We start from the raw sequence: 17,174 nt of genomic DNA, 5'->3' as shown, positions 1-17,174 counted from the left end.
ATTGCCGAGCAATGGAGTCACAACATGGGCGTAGACTTCACCGCCATCGTCGACCATGGCCTATCCTGGGATGAGCTGTATGAACTGCCACGCGCGCTCAACGCTGCTTGGGCACTACCACCCGCGCTCCGTCCATGGGTGCAGGAGTGGGTCCGGGCTGGACGAGCCTCCTGGGGATGGAAGCTGAGCGAGCTCAACTCGAACGCCGCCGAGGAGCTATTCAACGAGGGCTACGTGTCGATGGATGGCCCGGACGGGTTCCATGCCTCTGTCCACAGGAGATTGATCGAATTCACGCATCTGGCGCGATGGTCGTCATTTCTTCACGAGCGTGACGTGCGGCAGGGTCTGCGAGAGTCCCTTCGGCTATTGTCGACGGTGGTCCGAGCGAGCATGGTCATCTACCTACCGGACAGCGGCTTCAGGCCGTCAGAAGCGTCCGACCTGCTGTTCGAAGACGCCGGCGCTGGCGACGTGAAGAAGTGGCTGGAGACGAACGTCGGACCATCGATCGCCGACGCGGGGAGCCTCCTCGATGTGGACGATGACTCCGCAGAGACCGCCTACTTCATCGAGGAGGTCAATCCAGGTCGTTGATGTCAATGAACCAGGGAGCGCCTCCGGCGTGATGTTCCCCGCTTGGTCCCAGACGCCGCCCGACGCGGCGCCTGGCCGTTCGTTCAAGCCGACAAGGCACCCAGGCTCCGAGGCTCGATCAGGCCGCGCCGGCTGCGCGCCGGGAGAATCGGTTCTCGGGGCGCGGCAGCCCCAGGTTCTCGCGCAGCGTGCGGCCCTCGTACTCGGTGCGTCGAACTTGGCTTCCTCGGCGGCCTGGGCGACCCGCTGGTAGTGCTTGAAGCTGTGACCTCCATCGGCGTGCGCGTCGGGGTGCCGCCAGGCCGCGACGTGGTGACCGGTGGTGGGGATGAACGCGCCGAGCCGAAGCTGCTTGCGGGGTGAGCTCATGAGAAGGGTCCTGGGGCTGGGTCGTGAAGAGGGCAGCCGCTGTCAAGCGACAGTAACTTTTGACCCCCTTGCGACAGTAAAACTGACCCCCCTCCCGCGCCCATGGATCACCTGATCGGCGCGGTGTTCCCGCCGAGCAGACCCGCCTTCTTTTTCTGTTTCAGCCTGTAGCTGTCTCCCGAGATCATCAGGGTGTGGCTGTGGTGGAGCAGACGGTCGAGGATGGCGGCGGCGAGGACTTCGTCCCCGAAGACCGTGCCCCACTGCGTCACCACCTGGTTTGTCGTGATCAGGGTGCTGCTCTTCTCGTACCTCCTGGCAACGAGCTGGAAGAAGAGATGGGCGCTCTGCCTCTCGAAGGGCAAGTAGCCCAGTTCATCGACCACCAGAAGCTTCGGCTTCGTGTAGAACAAGAGCTTCTCCGCGAGCTGCCCCTCGGTTTCCGCCTTCGACAGCGTCGCCAGGAGCGCGGTCGCACTCGTGAAGAGCACCGAGTGCCCCGCCTCGACGGCGGCCCGCCCCAGCGCGATGGCCAGATGCGTCTTGCCCACCCCGGGAGGACCGAACACCAGCACGTTCTCGGCCTCAGCGATGAAGCGCCCGGTGGCGAGTTCGCGGACGAGCTTCTGGTCGATCGAGGGCTGGAACTTGAAGTCGAAGTCCTCGAGGGTCTTGATCGCCGGAAAGTGCGCGATCTGGATCCCCATCGCCACCCGCTTGCGCTGCTTGGACCCGATCTCCTCGCAGAGGAGCTTGTCGAGGAAATCGAGGTAGGTCGGCTCGGTTCTGGCCGCCTCGGAGAGCAGGGCATCGAGCCGCTCGGCGATGGAGCGCATCCTGAGCCGGCTCAGGCTCTCGACAACGCGCGCATGCACGATCTCGCGGCTCACGAGGCCACCTCCCCGATCACGGCCGCGTAGTCCGACAGGCTGCGCCCCATGGCCTCCAGGGCGCTCAGGGGCGCATCTAGCGGCGTCGGCGCGGCAGGCCTTCGCCACAGCCCGTCAAAGTGGCGGGGCTCGACGACACGAGCATGAGGCTCGAAGGAGCGCTCGTGCCGCGCCACCAACTCCGTTCCCCGATAGATGCGGACCTCGCGCTCACCGACAACGACGTCCACGGTGTCGCGCACAAGCCGGTGCGGGACGCTGTAGCGGATGGTGTCGACGTCGACGAGGGCGTCGTTGGCTACGCGTCGTCGGAGCCGCTGCTCTCGCACCGGCAGGGGCCGTGACGGCAACGGCCGGAGCGCGTGCCGCTCATCGCGCTCGAAGCGCACCATCGGCGCCTCGTGGGTCGTGCCGTGGATGCGCTGGTCGGCCTCGCCCATCCACCGGACCAGGTGGGCTTCGAGCGCGGCGAAGGACTCGAACTCGCGCCCCGCCAGCCCGTTGCGCTTGACGTACTTGACGCCCGACTCGGTCTTGCCCTTGGTGCGCGCCCGGTAGGGCCCGCAGGCGCGCGGGGTGACGTCCCAATCGCGACAGAACGCGAGGTAAGCCGGGTGGAACGTCACGGTGCCTGTTTCGCGCTCGCGGCCGAGCACCAGCGAGCGCGCATTGTCCCCGAGTACAGTGCGAGGCACGCCGCCGAAGTGGCGGAAGGCTTCTGCGATGCCTTCGCGCCAATCGTCCTGTCGCTCGCTCAGAAAAGCCTTGACGAACAGCCTTCGTGAGTGACTCAATACGGCGACCAGCAGGTGCACCCGCACGAATGTGCCGGCGATGCGGACCTGCTTCTGACCGAAGTCGATCTGCATCTGATAACCAGGGGCGGTCTCGAACCGTACGCTGGCCACGTCGGCAGCCCTTTGCCCGCGGCGAAGGTCGGCCACCACGCGCTGTACGGTCCTCGGGCTTACCGTGATGCCACGGCTGACAAGCTCGCCTGCGACGACCACGGCGTTGCCCTCCGCCAAGCCGGTGAAGAGCTGCTTGGCCTCGGCGCGGCCATCCTCGTCCAAGCAGCGACGAGCAGGGCGCACCTGCGCCTCGGCGGCGGCTCCACCGCGCAAATAACGGCGGACCGTGTTGCGAGCCACGCCGAGCTCCGCGGCGATCCGTTTGGACCCCCACCCTCGGGCCGTGAACTCGCGAATCTGCCGGATAACGTCCGGCTCGATCATCTCCTGCACCTCCGAACCGAGAGGTGCCACGTCCAAGTCCCTGATTTCCATGCCGTTTCCTCCGCTCTGGCGCGAGGGAGGGGGGTCAGTTTTACTGTCGCGCGGGGGTCATTATTACTGACGCTCTACAGCCGCCGCGGGCCCGGGGCGGGACGGCGGCTCGGTCGGCCCTGGTGGAGCCACCTTCCGGGAGCCCGGGCAAGCGTCGTGCCGGTGCAGGTGCGCCTGAGAGTCCACCGGGCGGCGCGACGAGAGCCCGTAGGGAAGCACAGGTGCTGCGGAGGTGCTTCCGGGGCAACACCTGACAAATCCCCTCAATTTGCGCCGCGCGAGGAGCGATGAGTCGAGCACCCCGGCGGCTCGCGGCTCAGGCTCCGCGGCGTGGGACGTGGCTCTGGCGTCACTAGAGAGCGCCACGACGGGCGAGGCGCGACCAGGCCATGCTATCTCATGAGCGGAAACTTCGACGGAGGAATCAGGGCCACGAGCCGCAGCAATGGTTCTTCGGGCGATCCATCGGGGCACGCGGCGGCGGGTAATTTCGAGCGCGCTCCAACCGCCGCGATCCGCATAGCGACTGTCCCATCCTACGGCCCGGCCGCATGCGGTGTTTGGCGTACATAGCCCCGCGAACCCCCTCCTGGGGACGATCCTGAACACAAGCTCACCTTGGGGCACGGCTGGCCCTCACTCCCCAACGTGAAGAGCCTCCGTGCTGGCGCAGACCGGAACTCCAGGTAATCTTCACCTCTCGTGGTCGGGCGATCGGCGAGGTTTATGCCGATGGCGTACGCCGTGTCACCGCGCCAGTACGGAACATAACTCTCGAGGAAAAGGTCGAACGAAATGGATCTCCAGACTGAGCCAGGTGGCCTGAACCATCAGGCATGGCAAAACTTCTGTGCTCTGGTCCGCCGGGGCGCTGGCGTCTCGGACGAGGCGCAGGCCGACAGCAGCGGCGTCCCGCCGCCTACCTGCGCTGACGCTGCGTTCCTGATGGGCCTCGTTGACCACCACCAGAGCAATATCGTGCCGTTCTTGGTCGAGCGCGGTGGCATAGCAGGCAAGTCGGTGCTCGATTTCGGCTCCGGCACGGGCGGGCTCTCGCTCGCGATGATCGGGGCCGGCGCCGCCGCCGTCACGGGCGTCGAGCCGAACCTCCTCAATCACGAGGCGAGCGACTGGCGCAGGCGCGCCCATCGCGTGGACGACCGCGTCCGCTTCCATTACGTACCGGACACCTCCCAGCTCCCGTTCCGGAACGACAGCTTCGACATCTGCGTCTGCAACTCCGTCATGCAATACGTCCCCGATCGCCATCTGCGCCGGGTGTTGCTCACCGAGATGTACCGCGTGGTGAAGCCTGGCGGCAGTATCATCGTCTCGGGCTCCGGCAATGGCATCTTCCCCTGCGGCCCCCACACCACCCGCTGGTGGTCCAACCTCGCGCCGGATCGCGCGGCGCGGCTCGGCCACAAGCGCGGCATCACCTTCTGGGAGGTCCAACGCACCCTCGCCCCTCTGGGCGCCACGCTCATCCCCCCTGCCGGCCGCGATGACCGCGCGCTCGCCCGCTGGCGCCAGCGCGAGGGCACGCGAGCCCTCGCGGGCAGGCGTGGTGGCGCTCATCAGCTCGTCTTCGCGGCGTATTCGTTATGCGAGGCTACCCTGTGCCGCTGGCTGGACACGCCCATCGAGGCCTTCCTGCCCTACGTCGAGATCGCATTCCGCAAGGATCCCCCTCGCACCGCCAGGGCAGCGTAGTACTACAGTTGTACTTAAGGCGGCCGAGCACCACGGCGCCGGAAGTGACCGCTGCGCACCAGCGCCTGATGATGTCACCGCTACCAGGACCAGCGCAGGACCGCGTCGGGATCAGCCGGCGCGGTCCACTGCAACGTGCCGCGCTTGGCGAGTGGCGAGCACGAGCTGTACGCCATCAACGATGGCATCCGCTCAGGACGGCACTCTATCCGTCGCTGCCCGAGCTGCGGTTTTCAGGTAAATTGAGTGAAATCTATCAAAATGGAGTCGGTGGAAAAAGTTGGCAACCAGATCCGCTCCGTTGTAGAATTCCATGTAAGCACGCGATCGCCGCGGGAGGGGGGTGTGCCTTTGCGTAGATAGACTGCTGAGTTAGCGACGCTTTTCCAGGAGGGTGGGCGGCTCGCGCAAGGTTCTCTATGCCAACCGGCGCGAGCAACGCGGCTGAACGATGAGACGGCAGCTACAAGGAGCTTCACTTTCGGATCGCGTTTGGATTTCCTAGCCTCTGAAGGCCTTAGCAGGATCGCTGCCGTACCGCGGCTACACGGCCATAGACACGTACCTGTTCTCGGCTCTGCCTGCGACAGATACCCGAGGTGCACACAGCCGGGTCGTCGCCGTCAGGTGCACTCTGTACCGCAAGGACATTGGCATCGTGGGATACGGGCTTATCAGCCGCGAGACACACCGCCGGCTCGCCGGCTTCGGCGCGAATGTCTACTGCCACCATCGGACAAGGTACCCGAACAGCATCGAGAAGACGCTCTGAACGAGCTATCGGTCGATGCACGAGTTGTTCGCAGGCCGTGATGCTATTTTCGTGTAGCTGCCCCTGACGCAGAACACCGCTGGATTGGTGTCGCGGCGGGTTCTGCAGGAAGCGAAGCACAACTTAGTACCTGTGGACGCGGGCGCGCCGAGGCGTTCGACGAGGACGCGCTCTATGATTCGTGAGGCCGCCGCATCGCCGCAGGCTTTGACGATAATCATTGGCAGAGTCTAGGAGGCCCCATGATCGACACTGAAAAGGCGCGGCAGGACCTACTGGATCCATCCCTGGGTTTTTTCGTGATTCGCGGTCTGTTCTCGGCGAAAGAGACGGACCAGTACCGGGAGAACTGCGAGCAGTTCATGACGGACGCCCGTCGCATTCGCGCGCGGATCATCACCAAGTCCATGCGCGATTATGTCCATCCTAGATCGCATGACCACCTGGAGCGGACCGCCAGGATCTACCAGTACTTCCACAATCACCAGGATGATTTCATTGGCCGTCTTCTCGGTCGGGCCATCACGATCCGCGATGAGATCGAAAGCGCGTGGCTCAGCGACCCAATCTACCGCAACGAGAAAGGCACTCTGCACGACTATGTGATCGTCACCCAATACTACGGAAACCGGGGAATGCTCTCGCAACATAGGGATTACGATGGTCCGGCGCCGCTGCCGCTGATTCAGTTCTGGGTCGCCCTATCGGAACCGGGGAAGGACTACGAAGGCGGCAACTTGGTCGTCTATTCGAAGGACAGGACGCGGCGAAGGGTCGAAGCGGATCTCGGCTTGCGCAGGGGGGATGCGCTGATCTTCGACAAGACGCTGCTGCACGAAGTGGAGCTGACGCAAATTCCGGCCGATGGCGCTGCGCGTGGCAGGTGGACGGTGCTCATCGGCGCAAGGGCGCCGCGCGATAGCGTTTTCAGCGCGACAAAGAAGAAGGTTCTATATGGTCCGACTCTCTATCCGCTGGTTGCGCTCGGGACAACAATGCTCAAGCGCATGCGCTCCAACGCTGCGCCGAGTTGACCATTTTCATGCGATTGAATTCGCTCGCCCTCAGTCATTTATCGCCGAATACCGAACGGTCGGGCTACGGCATTTTTGTCCTCAACCGTCTTCGTGCGATTTCACGACCGCGAAATGCGAAGGTTGTTGCGATGGCCCAGTGCCCGCATGGGCGACGAGAGCGGCGACGTGGGAATGAGCCTCGTCGCGCGTGAAGTGGCGGTGGGGCGCCCCGGTCCGGCCTCGATGCGGGCCGGGGCGCGCCGTCGTCAGCTCAGGGAGCGAGCGCTGTCTTGTCGAGGTGCCCGAAGTCCCAGGCCACGTAGGAGCCTGGACCGTAGTCGACCGTCACCGGCTCCTGCGCGGCGAGGCGGTCGAAGGCGGCGCGCGGGAGCAGGAATTGAACGGTGTGGAGATCGCCGTTCGGATGGCGAGCCGCGGTGCTTCGCTCGGCGCCGACGGTGAGCACCAGGTTGGTGGCGCGGAGGTCGAAGAACTCGGCGCTGGTGAGCGTGAGCTCGACAGCGTCGGATCCGCTGCGCCTCACGCTCTGGATGGCGTTGCCCGCCGTGATCCGCCGCTGCTCGGGGAGGGACGTCCCTGCGGCGCGCGCACGGGCGCTGGGCGGCGCCGCGCTCGACGCAACGGAGGCGAGCTGCCCCGAACCCGCCAGGGCCTCGGTGGTGGCGCGGGTCGCGCGGATGTTCGCCAGGTACAGGCTGCTTCCGTTGAGCGGGGTGGTGAAGGTCAGACGAACCCCGCGCACCGACGCGAGCGTGGCGCCGCTGAACGAGGACAGCGGAATGCGCACGGTCGGCAGCGTGGTGCCGCCGCGCGGCGGTGGACCGAGCTCCAGGAACTCATCGATGGCGACGGCGCTCGACCGGGTATCGTCGGCGTTCACGAGCTCCACAAGGAACGACGCCTCGGTCGAGTCGGAGCCCCAGCCGCGGTCGGCGCGAAGATCGAGGTAGTCGTACCCCGTGAGATCGAAGCCCGTGCCTGCAGCGGACCAGTTCGACTGGAAGAACGTCGCGCTGCCCGCGGCCACGTCGTGGATCCAGGCGCCCGAGAGCGAAGGGTCGTGCCCGCTCAAGGGCGTGTGCTCCACCGAGAGGGTGCCGCCGGTCGTGTTCGGCAGGCCGTAGGAGCTCGTGCCCGTCGGATTGATGAAATCCTCGAGAAGCAGGCTGTCGGCGGAGCCGCCGCCGGGATGGTAGCCGCGGCGGACGCGGTACGGGACGTCCGGAAAGGGGAAGGCGGGGTCGAACAGGGCGTTCGCGGCCTCGTCGCGCTCCGCGCCCACGTTGGCGGTGAAGAACTGAACGGCCGCCAGGCGACCCGTCTCGCGCTGCGCCGGCGAGCCATACTCCGCCGGATCGAAGAGCTCCTCATGGTCGATGCAGCCCTGGATCCCGCCGCTGTTCCCGTCCGCGAGCTGCCACTCGCTGTTGTAGTAATTGTGATTGGCGCCCCACACATGATAGAAGGACTTGAAGAGGGGCTCCGGCTCGGCGATGCTCATCATGCGATCGAACGGACGCATCCCGGGCAGATCGCTCAGGTCCCAGTCGCAGGCCGGAAGGATCACGTTCCAGGCCGTCTGGTCAGCGTTCAGGCGCTGGCCGTTCTGGCCCTGATCGGTCGGGCCGATCTCGAAGATCCCGCGGATGCTCACCGGGCTGTCTATCAGCCCAGGCCAGGGGCTGCCGCTCCGGCGGTACTCGTTGTAGGCGAACCGCACGGCCTCGCCGCCGCGCGAGTGCCCCAGCAAGCCCACCTGGTCGAAATCGATGCGATCGAGCAGATCCACGCCGAGCTCCGGGGGCGTCGCTTCGGCGCCGCTGTCCCAGCGGCTCAGCCGCTCCAGGTGGCGGAGCAGCAGGCGTCCGCGCGGCCCGATGACGAACTCGTCGCTGGGCGAGCCCGACGCGGCATGGATACCCCGGTTCGTGTTGATGGACACCACGAAATAGCCGCGCGCGGCGAGGTCTGCGGCCATGTAGTCGTAGCCGCGATGGTTGGGGACGACGACGTAGTTCGCCGGGCACGTCCCCGTCGCGGCATACTGGTTGTTGTTGTCCGTGCGAGGATTCACGCCCGTGCCGCACGTCGGGTGGTTCCCGTGCATGAACACGAGCAGCGGATACTGCTTGCCGGCCTCGAGGCTCGTCGGGCGGTAGAAGGACGCCCAGAGCTCGGTCGCGTAGTCAGGGCTGACCATCGCGTCGATCGCGGCCGGGAACTTGTACTCCGCGATCGCCACGCCGCTGCCCATCGGCGGCAGGTCGCTGCTGACCGACAGCACGACCGGCTCGATCCCCGGGCTCGGGATGCTGGCGCAGAACCCGAACTGGCGGCTGCCCGACGGGGGGATCGCCGCATTGCTGCCTTGGGGCGTGACCGTGATCTGACCCGTGCTCCCGCTGAACGTGCCATCCCAGGACGAGAAGATGGCGCCCGGGCCGACGTCGAGCGCGACGCTCCACGTCCCCGTCGTGGCGCTCGGGTGCTGGTTGCTCACCACGATGTGCGCGCAGTACCCCTGACCCCACTGCGAATCGATCACGCGATCGGCGCTGATCCCGTTCGCGCCCTGCAGCGCGGCCTGCGATGTGCCGATCGACTCCGTCGAGCCGCCGCTGCATGCCGGCAGCAGCGCCAGCGCTGCTGCCGCGACCCGCGTGTCCCATCTGCTCTGGAAGCTGAAGTTGTGCATGGTTCTTACCCAAGTTGGTGATGAAGCGTCCGATCGTCGCGCCTCGTTCGGCAGGGCGACGAACCTCCCCGTGCGTCACGACGAGCTGCTGACACTCGAACCGATCTAGCGTCCGGATTCATGGCCTGGCAAGCGCTGAGGATGACCCGATGCGCATGCGCGATGCCGTGATTCAGCCGTGATGCCGAGGCTCACACCGGACGACGCCCGCCGCGCGCTCGTGCGGCGCGGCGGGCGGTCGGTCTCGGTGCGACGAACGCTATTGGCAAACAAAGGGGCCTTGTCAAGCTCAGCAGTGCAAAATCATTTGTCCCATCGCCGAACGGCCGATGACGGCGCACTGCATAGTCGCTCTTCGACCCGTGCGCCAGTAGGGTTCTTCCGGACTTCAGCACGGATCCTCGTGCGCTTGGCGTACCACCCACCCTCGGCGATATGGATCCATGTGCCAGGAGCGATTCGTGGTTTAATTTCGAAAACTATCGTGTGAAGTAATGTAAAGGAGCATGAAATTCATTGCGTCCGGGCGTCTGCCGGCGGCGCGACGCGCCGTGAAGGGGCGAGGCCGCGACGGGGCTCCGCGCTCGCCCTCCCCGCACCGGTCCGTCAACCGGGAGCCTGGAGATCGAACACTCCATCACGGGCCCGTTGTCGCCTATGCTGCCGGAGCCATGGCGATCGGCGGCATCAACCACGTGACCCTCGCGGTTCGAGATCTCGACCGCGCCGTGCAGTTCTACGTCCAGGTGCTCGGCGGAACGCGGCGAGCGCAGTGGGCCAGGGGCGCGTACCTCGAGCTGGGAACGCTCTGGCTCTGTCTGGAGCTCGACGCGCGCGCCGCGCGGCAGGCCGACGACTCGCACCTCGCGTTCTCGGTCGATGAAGAGGGCTTCGCCTCTCTGGGCGAGGCCATTCGCCTGAGCGGGGCCCGGATCTGGAAAGAGAACCGCTCCGAAGGGGCATCGCTCTACTTCGAGGACCCGGACGGCCACAAGCTCGAGATCCACGTCGGCGACCTCCGGACGCGCCTTACGTCCTGCCGCGAGAAGCCCTACGAAGGGATGGAGTTCTTCGACGACGGAGAGAGCGAGGCGCCGGCGCAATGAAGGCGCACCGGCGCGATCGCGACGATCAGGATCTGGAGGCAGCGATGAGCCGAAAATCGACTCAGGTGAACGTTCTAGAGCGGTTTTCAGCTGGGTCTGGTACAAGAGCTGCTGCTCGGGCTCACTGATTCCCTATGCTGCAGGGCATCCCCGCTGGCGGAGCGCGAGAGCGCTCGCCGGGCGGCGCCATCCTCCGGGTTGCGCCGGCACGCGAGGGAGGTGGACGACGCGGTGGACGGATGTAGCCGGTGTGCTGAAACCAACCTTTGGCGTCGCGATCAGTTACCAGACCGATGGCTCGGCCCATGGCTCGGTATACCTGAGGGACCGAGCGCGGGGCGGCGGCGCGGGTGAGCTCCTTGACTTTGCTGCCGCAGCCTTCCACCGGCGACAGGTCAGGCGAATAAGGCGGCAAAATCCAGAACTTTGCCCCGCGCTCCTCGACGGCAGCGCGAGCACCGGGAGCACGGTGTGCACCCAGCCCGTCGACAACGATCACATCGCCGGGCTGCACTCGAGGAGCGATCCGGTCGCGGATGTACGCCTCGAAGATGGCGCCGTTCATGGACCCCTCGAAGGCCATCGGTTCTACAGCGCCGCCGAGATTCAGGCCGACGATGAGCGTGATCTTCGGGTCGGTGTTACACGGCACCCTGCCGCGCGCCCGACGCCCGCGACGCGCACGACCGTACCGCCGCGCCATCCCGCGATGCAGACCGAACTCGTCGAAGAAGGTGATGTGGCGTGCGCCTACTCTTCGTGCTTGCCGCCGGAACTGAGCGCGGCGCTTGCGGACGGCGGGCCGATACTGCTCGCTCGCTCGAAGCGTTTTTTTTTCTCGTGATGCCCAGCCGCTGCAGCGCCCGATGCATCGTCGGGATGCTGACACGCACCTCCTGCCGCTGCTCGAACTGCTCAGCCAACTCGGCCAGCGTCCGGTCGTTCTTTTCCTCGACCAGCTTGCGCACCTCATCCAGCCCCGCCCGGTCGATCTTCGGCCCCACTCCACCACCGTGCGGCAAGGGCGCAAGGCTGCCTGTCGCGCGCACCTGGGTGAGGTAATTCTGCACAGTGTTCGGCGCGACCGAGAAGCGCTCCGCTATTTCCCGAATGCTCCCCTCGCCGTTGACGTAGGCATCGACGATTCGCCGGCGCAGATCGAGACTGTACGGGCTCATGGGGCAGACCTTGGGCAGGTACTGTGCCACGATCCGGTGTGGTCGAGCTCGGGCTGTACCAGACTCGGCTGAAAACCGCTCTAAAGCAGATCGTAGCAAGCGCCGGCCAACAATTCTCTACCAATGACATTTCAGAGGACGAGAGGATGCTTGCGGCCCACCCTGAGCTCGCGAGCCACAGCCACTACCACGCGTTCGTCGGCGGCGCGCTGAGCGATCACCATGTAGCGCTCGACATTGCCGAGGTGCAGAAGGGGACGTCGCGCGGATCTCGTTGGCAAAAGCAGGGCTGAAGGACAGGGGGACGTCTGCTGTCGTGAGCCGTCACGCGCTCGGAGACGGGCGCGTCGCCGGCCAGAGTCGGACGAGGAGCGCGCTGGCCGCCGCCGACGAGGCGAGGGCCGTCACCGCCAGCCAGCCCCACCGGGCGAAGAGCACGCTGCCCAGCGCGGCGCCGGCGGCCATCCCGACGAACATGCCGACGACGAGCACGGCGTTGACACGGCTGCGCGCGCCGGGCTCGATGCCATAGACGATGGTCTGATGCGCCACCAGCGCAGCTTGGATGCCGAGGTCGAAGGCGACGGCGCTGGCGCCGAGCAGCCACAACCGTCCATGCGCCGACAGCATGGGTGACAGCGCCATGGCGGCGAAGGCCACGAACGAAAGGGCGGCGCCCATGCGCGTCACCCGTTCGGGCCCGCTGCGGTCGGCGATGCGGCCGGCCAGGGGCGCCGCCACCGCGCCGGCCGCCCCGGCCAGGCCGAAGGCGCCCGCCACCGCGCTGCCGAGGTGGAACGGCGCGCCGTGCAACATCACGGCGAGCGTGGACCAGAACGCGCTGAACCCCACCGACAGCAGCCCCTGGGCCAGCGTCGCGCGGCGCAGGGCGCCGTGGCGCTTCCACAGCGCGGCCAGGGACCCGAGCAGCGCGGCGTAGCTCAGCTGCGTGGTCGGCTTGAAGCGCGGCAGGCTGCGCCACATCGCCGCGCCGAGCAGCGCGATGCTGGCCGCGGCGGCGACGAACACCGCGCGCCAGCCGAAATTCTCCGCCACGAAGCCGCTGATCACGCGGGACAGCAGGATGCCCAGCAAGAGGCCGGTCATCACGGTGCCGACCACCTTGCCCCGATGCGCCTCCGGGGCCAGCGTCGCGGCGGCGGGCACGATGTCCTGCGCCAGGGTCGCGGCCAGGCCGGTGACCAGGCTGGCGACCAGCAGCGTGCCGATCGCGTGCGCGGCGCCGCCGAGCAGCAGCGCGGCCGCCAGAAGGGCAGCCTTGGCCAGGATGATGCGCCGCCGGTCGTAGCGGTCGCCGAGCGGCGCAAGCAGCAGGATGCCCAGCGCATAGCCCAGCTGGGTGAGCGTGGGCACGAGGCCGAGCGCGCGGTCCGAGGCGCCGATCTCGGCCCCCAGCACGCCGAGCATGGGCTGGCTGTAGTAGATCGAGGCCACGGCCAGGCCCGCGCCGGTGGCCAGCAGCAGCACCAGAGCGGCGGGCAGGGGCGGCGCGGACGCGGCGGGCGGCGGCTGGGTGGCGGGGGGTGTATGCGTCAACTGAATGGCGTGCATGGTACACCGAGTATGAGAAGCATCGCTCCCGCGCTGTAGTGGCATGGATCGCACGATGGTTATACCTTCGGCGTATGACCAGGCCGGCACCTCCCTCGCCCTCCTCGCTGGACGACGTCGGCTTGCTGCAGACGTTCGTGAGGATCGTCGAGGCCGGCAGCCTGTCGGCTGCGGCCACCCTGCTGGGGACGACGCAGCCCACCGTGAGCCGGCGCCTGCAGGCGCTGGAGCGCTCGCTGGGCCTGCCGTTGCTGCAGCGCTCCACGCACACGATGAAGCTGACCGAGGACGGCGAACGGTGCTTCGAGCGCGCCAAGGCGCTGCTGGCCAGCCTGGAGGCGTTCGCGTCGGACATGCGAGGCGACCGCGACCAGCCCGACGGGACGCTTCGCGTGGTCGTGCCGCACGCGTTCGGCCAGCACCAGCTGGTCAAGCCGCTGGCCGACTACCTGCGCCGCTACCCGCGCGTCTCGGTCGAGTGGCTGCTGCACGACGGGCAGCCGAACTTCATCGCTGACGGTATCGACTGCGCCATCCTGGTCGGCGCGGTGGCCGATCCGGCCGTGGTGGCGATCCGCCTGACCGAGGTGCCGCGCATCGTCGCCGCCGCGCCCTCGGTGCTGGGCCGGGCCGCGCGGCCGGCTCATCCATCGGACCTGGCCGACCTGCCGTGGCTGGCGTTGCGCACCTACTACCGTGACACGATCACGCTGACCCACGCGTCGGGCGGTGAACGGGTCGAGCTCGCGCTCCGCCCGCGCATGAGCACCGACAGCCTGTATGCCCTGCGCAGCGCCGCGCTGATGGGGCTGGGCGTCTGCGTGGCCTCGTCCTGGCTGTTGACCGACGACCTGGCGCAGAAGCGGCTGCTGCACCTCGCGCCGTCGTGGCAGGCGGATCCGCTGCCGGTCCACCTGGTCTATCCTCATGCCCGCTTCTATCCGGCCCGGCTGCGTCGCTTCATCGAGGTGATGCGGGAGTCCGTGCCGGCGGTGGTCGACGGCGCGGCGGCGCGGCGCGGCTGATCGCCGGGTGCGTGGACCAGGCCCGACGTCGAGCAGGCTGCCCTCGCGCGTCGATCAATCGTGGGTCTCTGGACGCGGCGACCTTGGAGCGACGGGTCGGCCATGGCCTCCGAGCAAAAGTCACCACCGGTGGTTTCACCTGACACCGCCGAACAAAGCGATGAAACTGCCCCGAACGAAGAAGATGACACGCGGGAAGCCGGAGATAGGCCATGCGCCGCGATCGATCGCGACGCTCGGCCGGCGAGCACGGATGCGATCTTGCCGTGCCGCACGGGCAGAGGTAACAGGTCCACCACGTGCTCTCCTTCGCCCCCGTCGAGCCCTGTCGTCGAGGCACTCCTTTATGCCCTCATTGATCTTACTCTGGAGTCGCGCTCTCGCCGCTTTCGGTATTTACACGAGCACCGGAGACGTCGCGTTCGAGGAGGACCGAGTCATCTTGCGAGATCTCCATCGTGCGAAGGCGTTTCCGCAGGAGCCGAGAGAGCCGGGCCGCAGGGAGATGGCGGCATGCGAGCGGTGCGACAGGCCGCTCCGTCAGGTGGTGTTCACGACCGCGGGTCGTGGTGCTCAGGTCGAGATCTGGCGAGAGTACCCGCTGGCTGTCGATGGGTGGATGTGCCGAGGGTGCGGGTGGTCGGCGATGCCGCGGTTCCTCAGCGCCGAAGAGCTGGCCCAGTATGGGCGAGAGGCGGCAGCGCACGCGTCGAACGGGCAGTTCGACGACGCGGAGTTCTGGCTCCGGCGAATCATCGGCTCATGGCCAGCCTGCGCGCCAGGCTACGCGGAGCTGGGTCAACTCTCGTCTGCACGCGCCGAGGAGGCTACAGGTCCGGAAGCAAAGGGACTCCATCGGTCCGAGGCCGAAGCCTGGTTTCGGCGCGCGGTGCTTGCCGACCCCGACCGCAAGCTCGCAGGAGTGCGTGTTCCTCTGGCGCGGACCCTCGCTCTCAACGGCAAGGAGCGCGACGCGTTCGAGGTGCTGGACGAGCTCCTGTGCGACGCGGCGCTTCCAGCGTCGGTCCGCACCGAAGCGGAGACGCTCGCGATCGATCTCCGCGACGGAAAGGCGCTCTTCTCCCGGGCTACCGAGATGAGTGGACGCCTCGTGCTCGAACCGCCGTCAAACCCCCTGGCGACGGCGGACCGAGACGCACTGGAGCGAGCCCGGGCGCTGCTCCGACAGGCGGCCGAGCGAAAGGGCACGTTTCCGACGCTCTGGTTTCTCGGGAAGGTCGAGATGCGACTGGGCGATACGGACGCCGCGCTTGCCGCCTTTCAGCGCGCGCACGCGATCGATCCCGAGCAGCCGGACGGATGTCGCGAGCTCGGCGCCGTCTACCTGGAGCTCGATCGCGCGCACGACGCCCTTCCGGTCGCCCGACGCGCGATCGAGCTTCGGCCCGATGATGCCGGACTGCACTGCAACCTCGCCCTGATCCTCCTGCTGACAGGAGACGTCGAGGGCGCGCTCGCCAAGGCGACCTCCGCGCTGTCGCTCGATCCCACCGACGCCATCACGCGTAACCTGCTGAAGCTGATCGAGGACGTCGTCGCGGGTCGCCGCCAGCGACCGCGCTCCCTCGCAGAAGCAGAAGGCCGAAAGCGGTGAGGTTCGCTCCATGTCCAAGCTTCGCCTTGTAGTGCACGTTGGTCCCCTGCGGGGTGAGCCTGGCGCTCGCCACACCATGGGCACGCTCGGAGGCGCAGGTCAGCGGATGCCGCCGGCCGAAGTCGTCTTGATGGAGGTCCTCGACGACGGACCAGCGCTCCTCTACCGCTTCACACGGGACGGCGTCTTCGCTGGCGACACATGGCACGAATGCCGCGAGAACGCTGAAGACCAGCTGGAGTTCGAGGTTGGCGATGCAGTCGGCGCCTGGACTGCTGTGCCTTTGGACGTGGAGGATGCCCAGGCCTACGCGGTCAAATGGGCACAGCGCACGCACCCAGAACGCTGACCGTACACCGCTGACGCGGAGCGCTCGATCGATGGCGTCGGGGTCCTGTGCGGACGAGGCAGCACGATGCCGCCGAACCGTCGAGCCGCAGTGAGCGTCCGCGCCGCCTCTCCGGCGCTATCCTTCCCGCATGACGCCCCGACCCGTCTTCGTCGATCAGGCCCTGTCCGCCCGGCTCGAGGCGACCGAGGCCGCGAAAATCGAGGCGCTCGTGCGCGAGGTCGCCGCGCGGGTCCCGGCGCGGCGCGCCGCCGTCGCGGTCATCGCCGGCGGTCGCGCCGCGTTCGTCGCCCCGCACGCCCGGCTCTCGCGCGCGGTCGGCCTCGGGTTGAGCGGCCCGGTCGAGGCGCGCGACGTCGAGGCCCTCGAGGACTTCTACGCCTCGCGCGGCACCGAGGCGCGCATCCTGGTCTCGCCCTTTGCCCACCCTTCGCTGCTCGCGCGGCTCGGGGAGCGCGCCTTCCGCCTGGACTCGCTCGACACCGTGCTCGTGCGCCACCTCGCCCCCGCCGTCGAGGTCCACGCGCCTGAGCCGGCCGCGCACGGCGGCCTGGTCGTGCGGCGCGCCGCGCGTGAGGAGGCCTCGGCATGGGTCGCGGCCTCGCTCTCCGCCTTCGCCACCCCGAATGAGCCTCCGTCCGATCGGGCCGACATCTTCGAGGCGGGCTTCCACGTGCCCGGGGCGGCGTACTTCCTGGCATCGTCAGCCGCCGGCGCCGTCGCCGGCGTCGGCGCTGTCTACGTGCACGAGCGAGTCGCCCTCCTGTTCGCGGGCGGCACACTCGCGGCCCACCGCGGCCGGGGCGTGCAGCGCGCCCTCATCGACGCCCGCCTCCCGTACGCCCGCGACGCGGGGTGCGACATCGCCTACTCGGTGGCCGCGGCGGGGAGCACCTCGCAGCGCAACCTGGAGCGCGCGGGCCTCGTGGCCATCTACTCGCAGGCGGTGCTCATCAAGTCCTTCTCCTGA

General features: G+C 67.5%; 16 protein-coding genes and 1 pseudogene. 10 read left to right on the top strand and 7 right to left on the bottom strand.

Annotated elements, in window-relative coordinates; genetic code table 11:
- The first annotated feature begins 24 nt into the window (after positions 1-24).
- Positions 25-597, top strand: coding sequence for a hypothetical protein (locus WME97_RS47925; RefSeq protein ID WP_437555697.1), 573 nt, complete (start codon positions 25-27; stop codon positions 595-597).
- A 207-nt stretch (positions 598-804) separates the two neighbouring features.
- On the opposite strand, the pseudogene WME97_RS47920 reads toward WME97_RS47925, so the two are convergent.
- The 3 genes and pseudogenes from WME97_RS47920 to istA all read right to left on the bottom strand — a co-directional run.
- Positions 805-966 (bottom strand): annotated as a pseudogene (locus WME97_RS47920) (nitrilotriacetate monooxygenase); the annotation flags it as partial.
- Between the two features lie 107 nt (positions 967-1,073).
- Positions 1,074-1,856, bottom strand: a complete 783-nt coding sequence (gene istB, locus WME97_RS47915; protein WP_437544978.1) for an IS21-like element helper ATPase IstB — start codon at positions 1,854-1,856, stop codon at positions 1,074-1,076.
- Positions 1,853-3,091 (bottom strand): IS21 family transposase, encoded by a 1,239-nt coding sequence (gene istA, locus WME97_RS47910; protein WP_437555374.1) that lies wholly within the window; start codon positions 3,089-3,091, stop codon positions 1,853-1,855. Before istA ends, istB begins: the two co-directional genes overlap by 4 nt.
- 846 nt (positions 3,092-3,937) lie before the next feature.
- Between istA and WME97_RS47905 the strand changes: the two genes are divergently transcribed.
- From WME97_RS47905 to WME97_RS47895, 3 genes are all read left to right on the top strand, one after another.
- Complete coding sequence (locus WME97_RS47905) at positions 3,938-4,855, top strand: class I SAM-dependent methyltransferase (protein ID WP_437547797.1); 918 nt, start codon at positions 3,938-3,940, stop codon at positions 4,853-4,855.
- A 508-nt stretch (positions 4,856-5,363) separates the two neighbouring features.
- The gene (locus WME97_RS47900) at positions 5,364-5,627 is read left to right on the top strand and encodes an NAD(P)-dependent oxidoreductase (protein ID WP_437555647.1); all 264 of its coding nucleotides are present in this window, start codon (positions 5,364-5,366) and stop codon (positions 5,625-5,627) included.
- Between the two features lie 242 nt (positions 5,628-5,869).
- Positions 5,870-6,661 carry a 2OG-Fe(II) oxygenase gene (locus tag WME97_RS47895; protein WP_437547795.1) on the top strand — a complete coding sequence of 264 codons (792 nt, stop codon included), beginning with the start codon at positions 5,870-5,872 and terminating at the stop codon, positions 6,659-6,661.
- Positions 6,662-6,914: 253 nt separating this feature from the next.
- On the opposite strand, the gene WME97_RS47890 is transcribed toward WME97_RS47895, so the two are convergent.
- A complete protein-coding gene (locus WME97_RS47890; RefSeq protein WP_437547793.1) occupies positions 6,915-9,359 on the bottom strand; it encodes a cellulose binding domain-containing protein in 2,445 nt (814 codons plus the stop codon).
- A gap of 671 nt (positions 9,360-10,030) precedes the next feature.
- Between WME97_RS47890 and WME97_RS47885 the strand changes: the two genes are divergently transcribed.
- Positions 10,031-10,465 carry a fosfomycin resistance glutathione transferase gene (locus WME97_RS47885; RefSeq protein WP_437547791.1) on the top strand — a complete coding sequence of 145 codons (435 nt, stop codon included), beginning with the start codon at positions 10,031-10,033 and terminating at the stop codon, positions 10,463-10,465.
- Between the two features lie 121 nt (positions 10,466-10,586).
- Here the strand turns inward: WME97_RS47885 and WME97_RS47880 are convergent, their stop codons facing one another.
- Both WME97_RS47880 and WME97_RS47875 read right to left on the bottom strand, forming a co-directional pair.
- A complete protein-coding gene (locus WME97_RS47880) occupies positions 10,587-11,168 on the bottom strand; it encodes a transposase (protein WP_437547789.1) in 582 nt (193 codons plus the stop codon).
- Positions 11,107-11,643 (bottom strand): IS630 transposase-related protein, encoded by a 537-nt coding sequence (locus WME97_RS47875; RefSeq protein WP_437294639.1) that lies wholly within the window; start codon positions 11,641-11,643, stop codon positions 11,107-11,109. The genes WME97_RS47880 and WME97_RS47875 overlap by 62 nt, the downstream gene beginning before the upstream one ends.
- 38 nt (positions 11,644-11,681) lie before the next feature.
- On the opposite strand from WME97_RS47875, the gene WME97_RS47870 reads away from it, so the two are divergent.
- Positions 11,682-11,936 carry a hypothetical protein gene (locus tag WME97_RS47870; RefSeq protein ID WP_437547787.1) on the top strand — a complete coding sequence of 85 codons (255 nt, stop codon included), beginning with the start codon at positions 11,682-11,684 and terminating at the stop codon, positions 11,934-11,936.
- Positions 11,937-11,967: 31 nt separating this feature from the next.
- Here WME97_RS47870 and WME97_RS47865 read toward each other — a convergent pair whose 3' ends face one another.
- On the bottom strand, positions 11,968-13,215 hold the full coding sequence (locus WME97_RS47865; RefSeq protein ID WP_437547785.1) for an MFS transporter: 1,248 nt from the start codon (positions 13,213-13,215) through the stop codon (positions 11,968-11,970).
- Between the two features lie 74 nt (positions 13,216-13,289).
- Here WME97_RS47865 and WME97_RS47860 point away from each other — a divergent pair, with 74 nt between their 5' ends.
- The 4 genes from WME97_RS47860 (at position 13,290) to WME97_RS47845 (ending at position 17,174) form a co-directional block, all read left to right on the top strand.
- On the top strand, positions 13,290-14,240 hold the full coding sequence (locus WME97_RS47860; RefSeq protein ID WP_437547783.1) for a LysR family transcriptional regulator: 951 nt from the start codon (positions 13,290-13,292) through the stop codon (positions 14,238-14,240).
- 160 nt (positions 14,241-14,400) lie between these two features.
- Positions 14,401-15,855 (top strand): tetratricopeptide repeat protein, encoded by a 1,455-nt coding sequence (locus WME97_RS47855; protein ID WP_437547782.1) that lies wholly within the window; start codon positions 14,401-14,403, stop codon positions 15,853-15,855.
- A 76-nt stretch (positions 15,856-15,931) separates the two neighbouring features.
- Positions 15,932-16,204 (top strand): hypothetical protein, encoded by a 273-nt coding sequence (locus tag WME97_RS47850; RefSeq protein ID WP_437547780.1) that lies wholly within the window; start codon positions 15,932-15,934, stop codon positions 16,202-16,204.
- Between the two features lie 130 nt (positions 16,205-16,334).
- Entirely contained in the window at positions 16,335-17,174 is an 840-nt protein-coding gene (locus WME97_RS47845) for an N-acetyltransferase (protein WP_437547778.1), read from the top strand.

Source organism: Sorangium sp. So ce367 (assembly GCF_051520455.1).
Taxonomy (GTDB): Bacteria; Myxococcota_A; Polyangia; order Polyangiales; family Polyangiaceae; genus Sorangium; species Sorangium cellulosum_B.
Note: the sequence above shows the minus strand (reverse complement) of the source record. Positions and strands in the feature narration are given on the sequence as shown.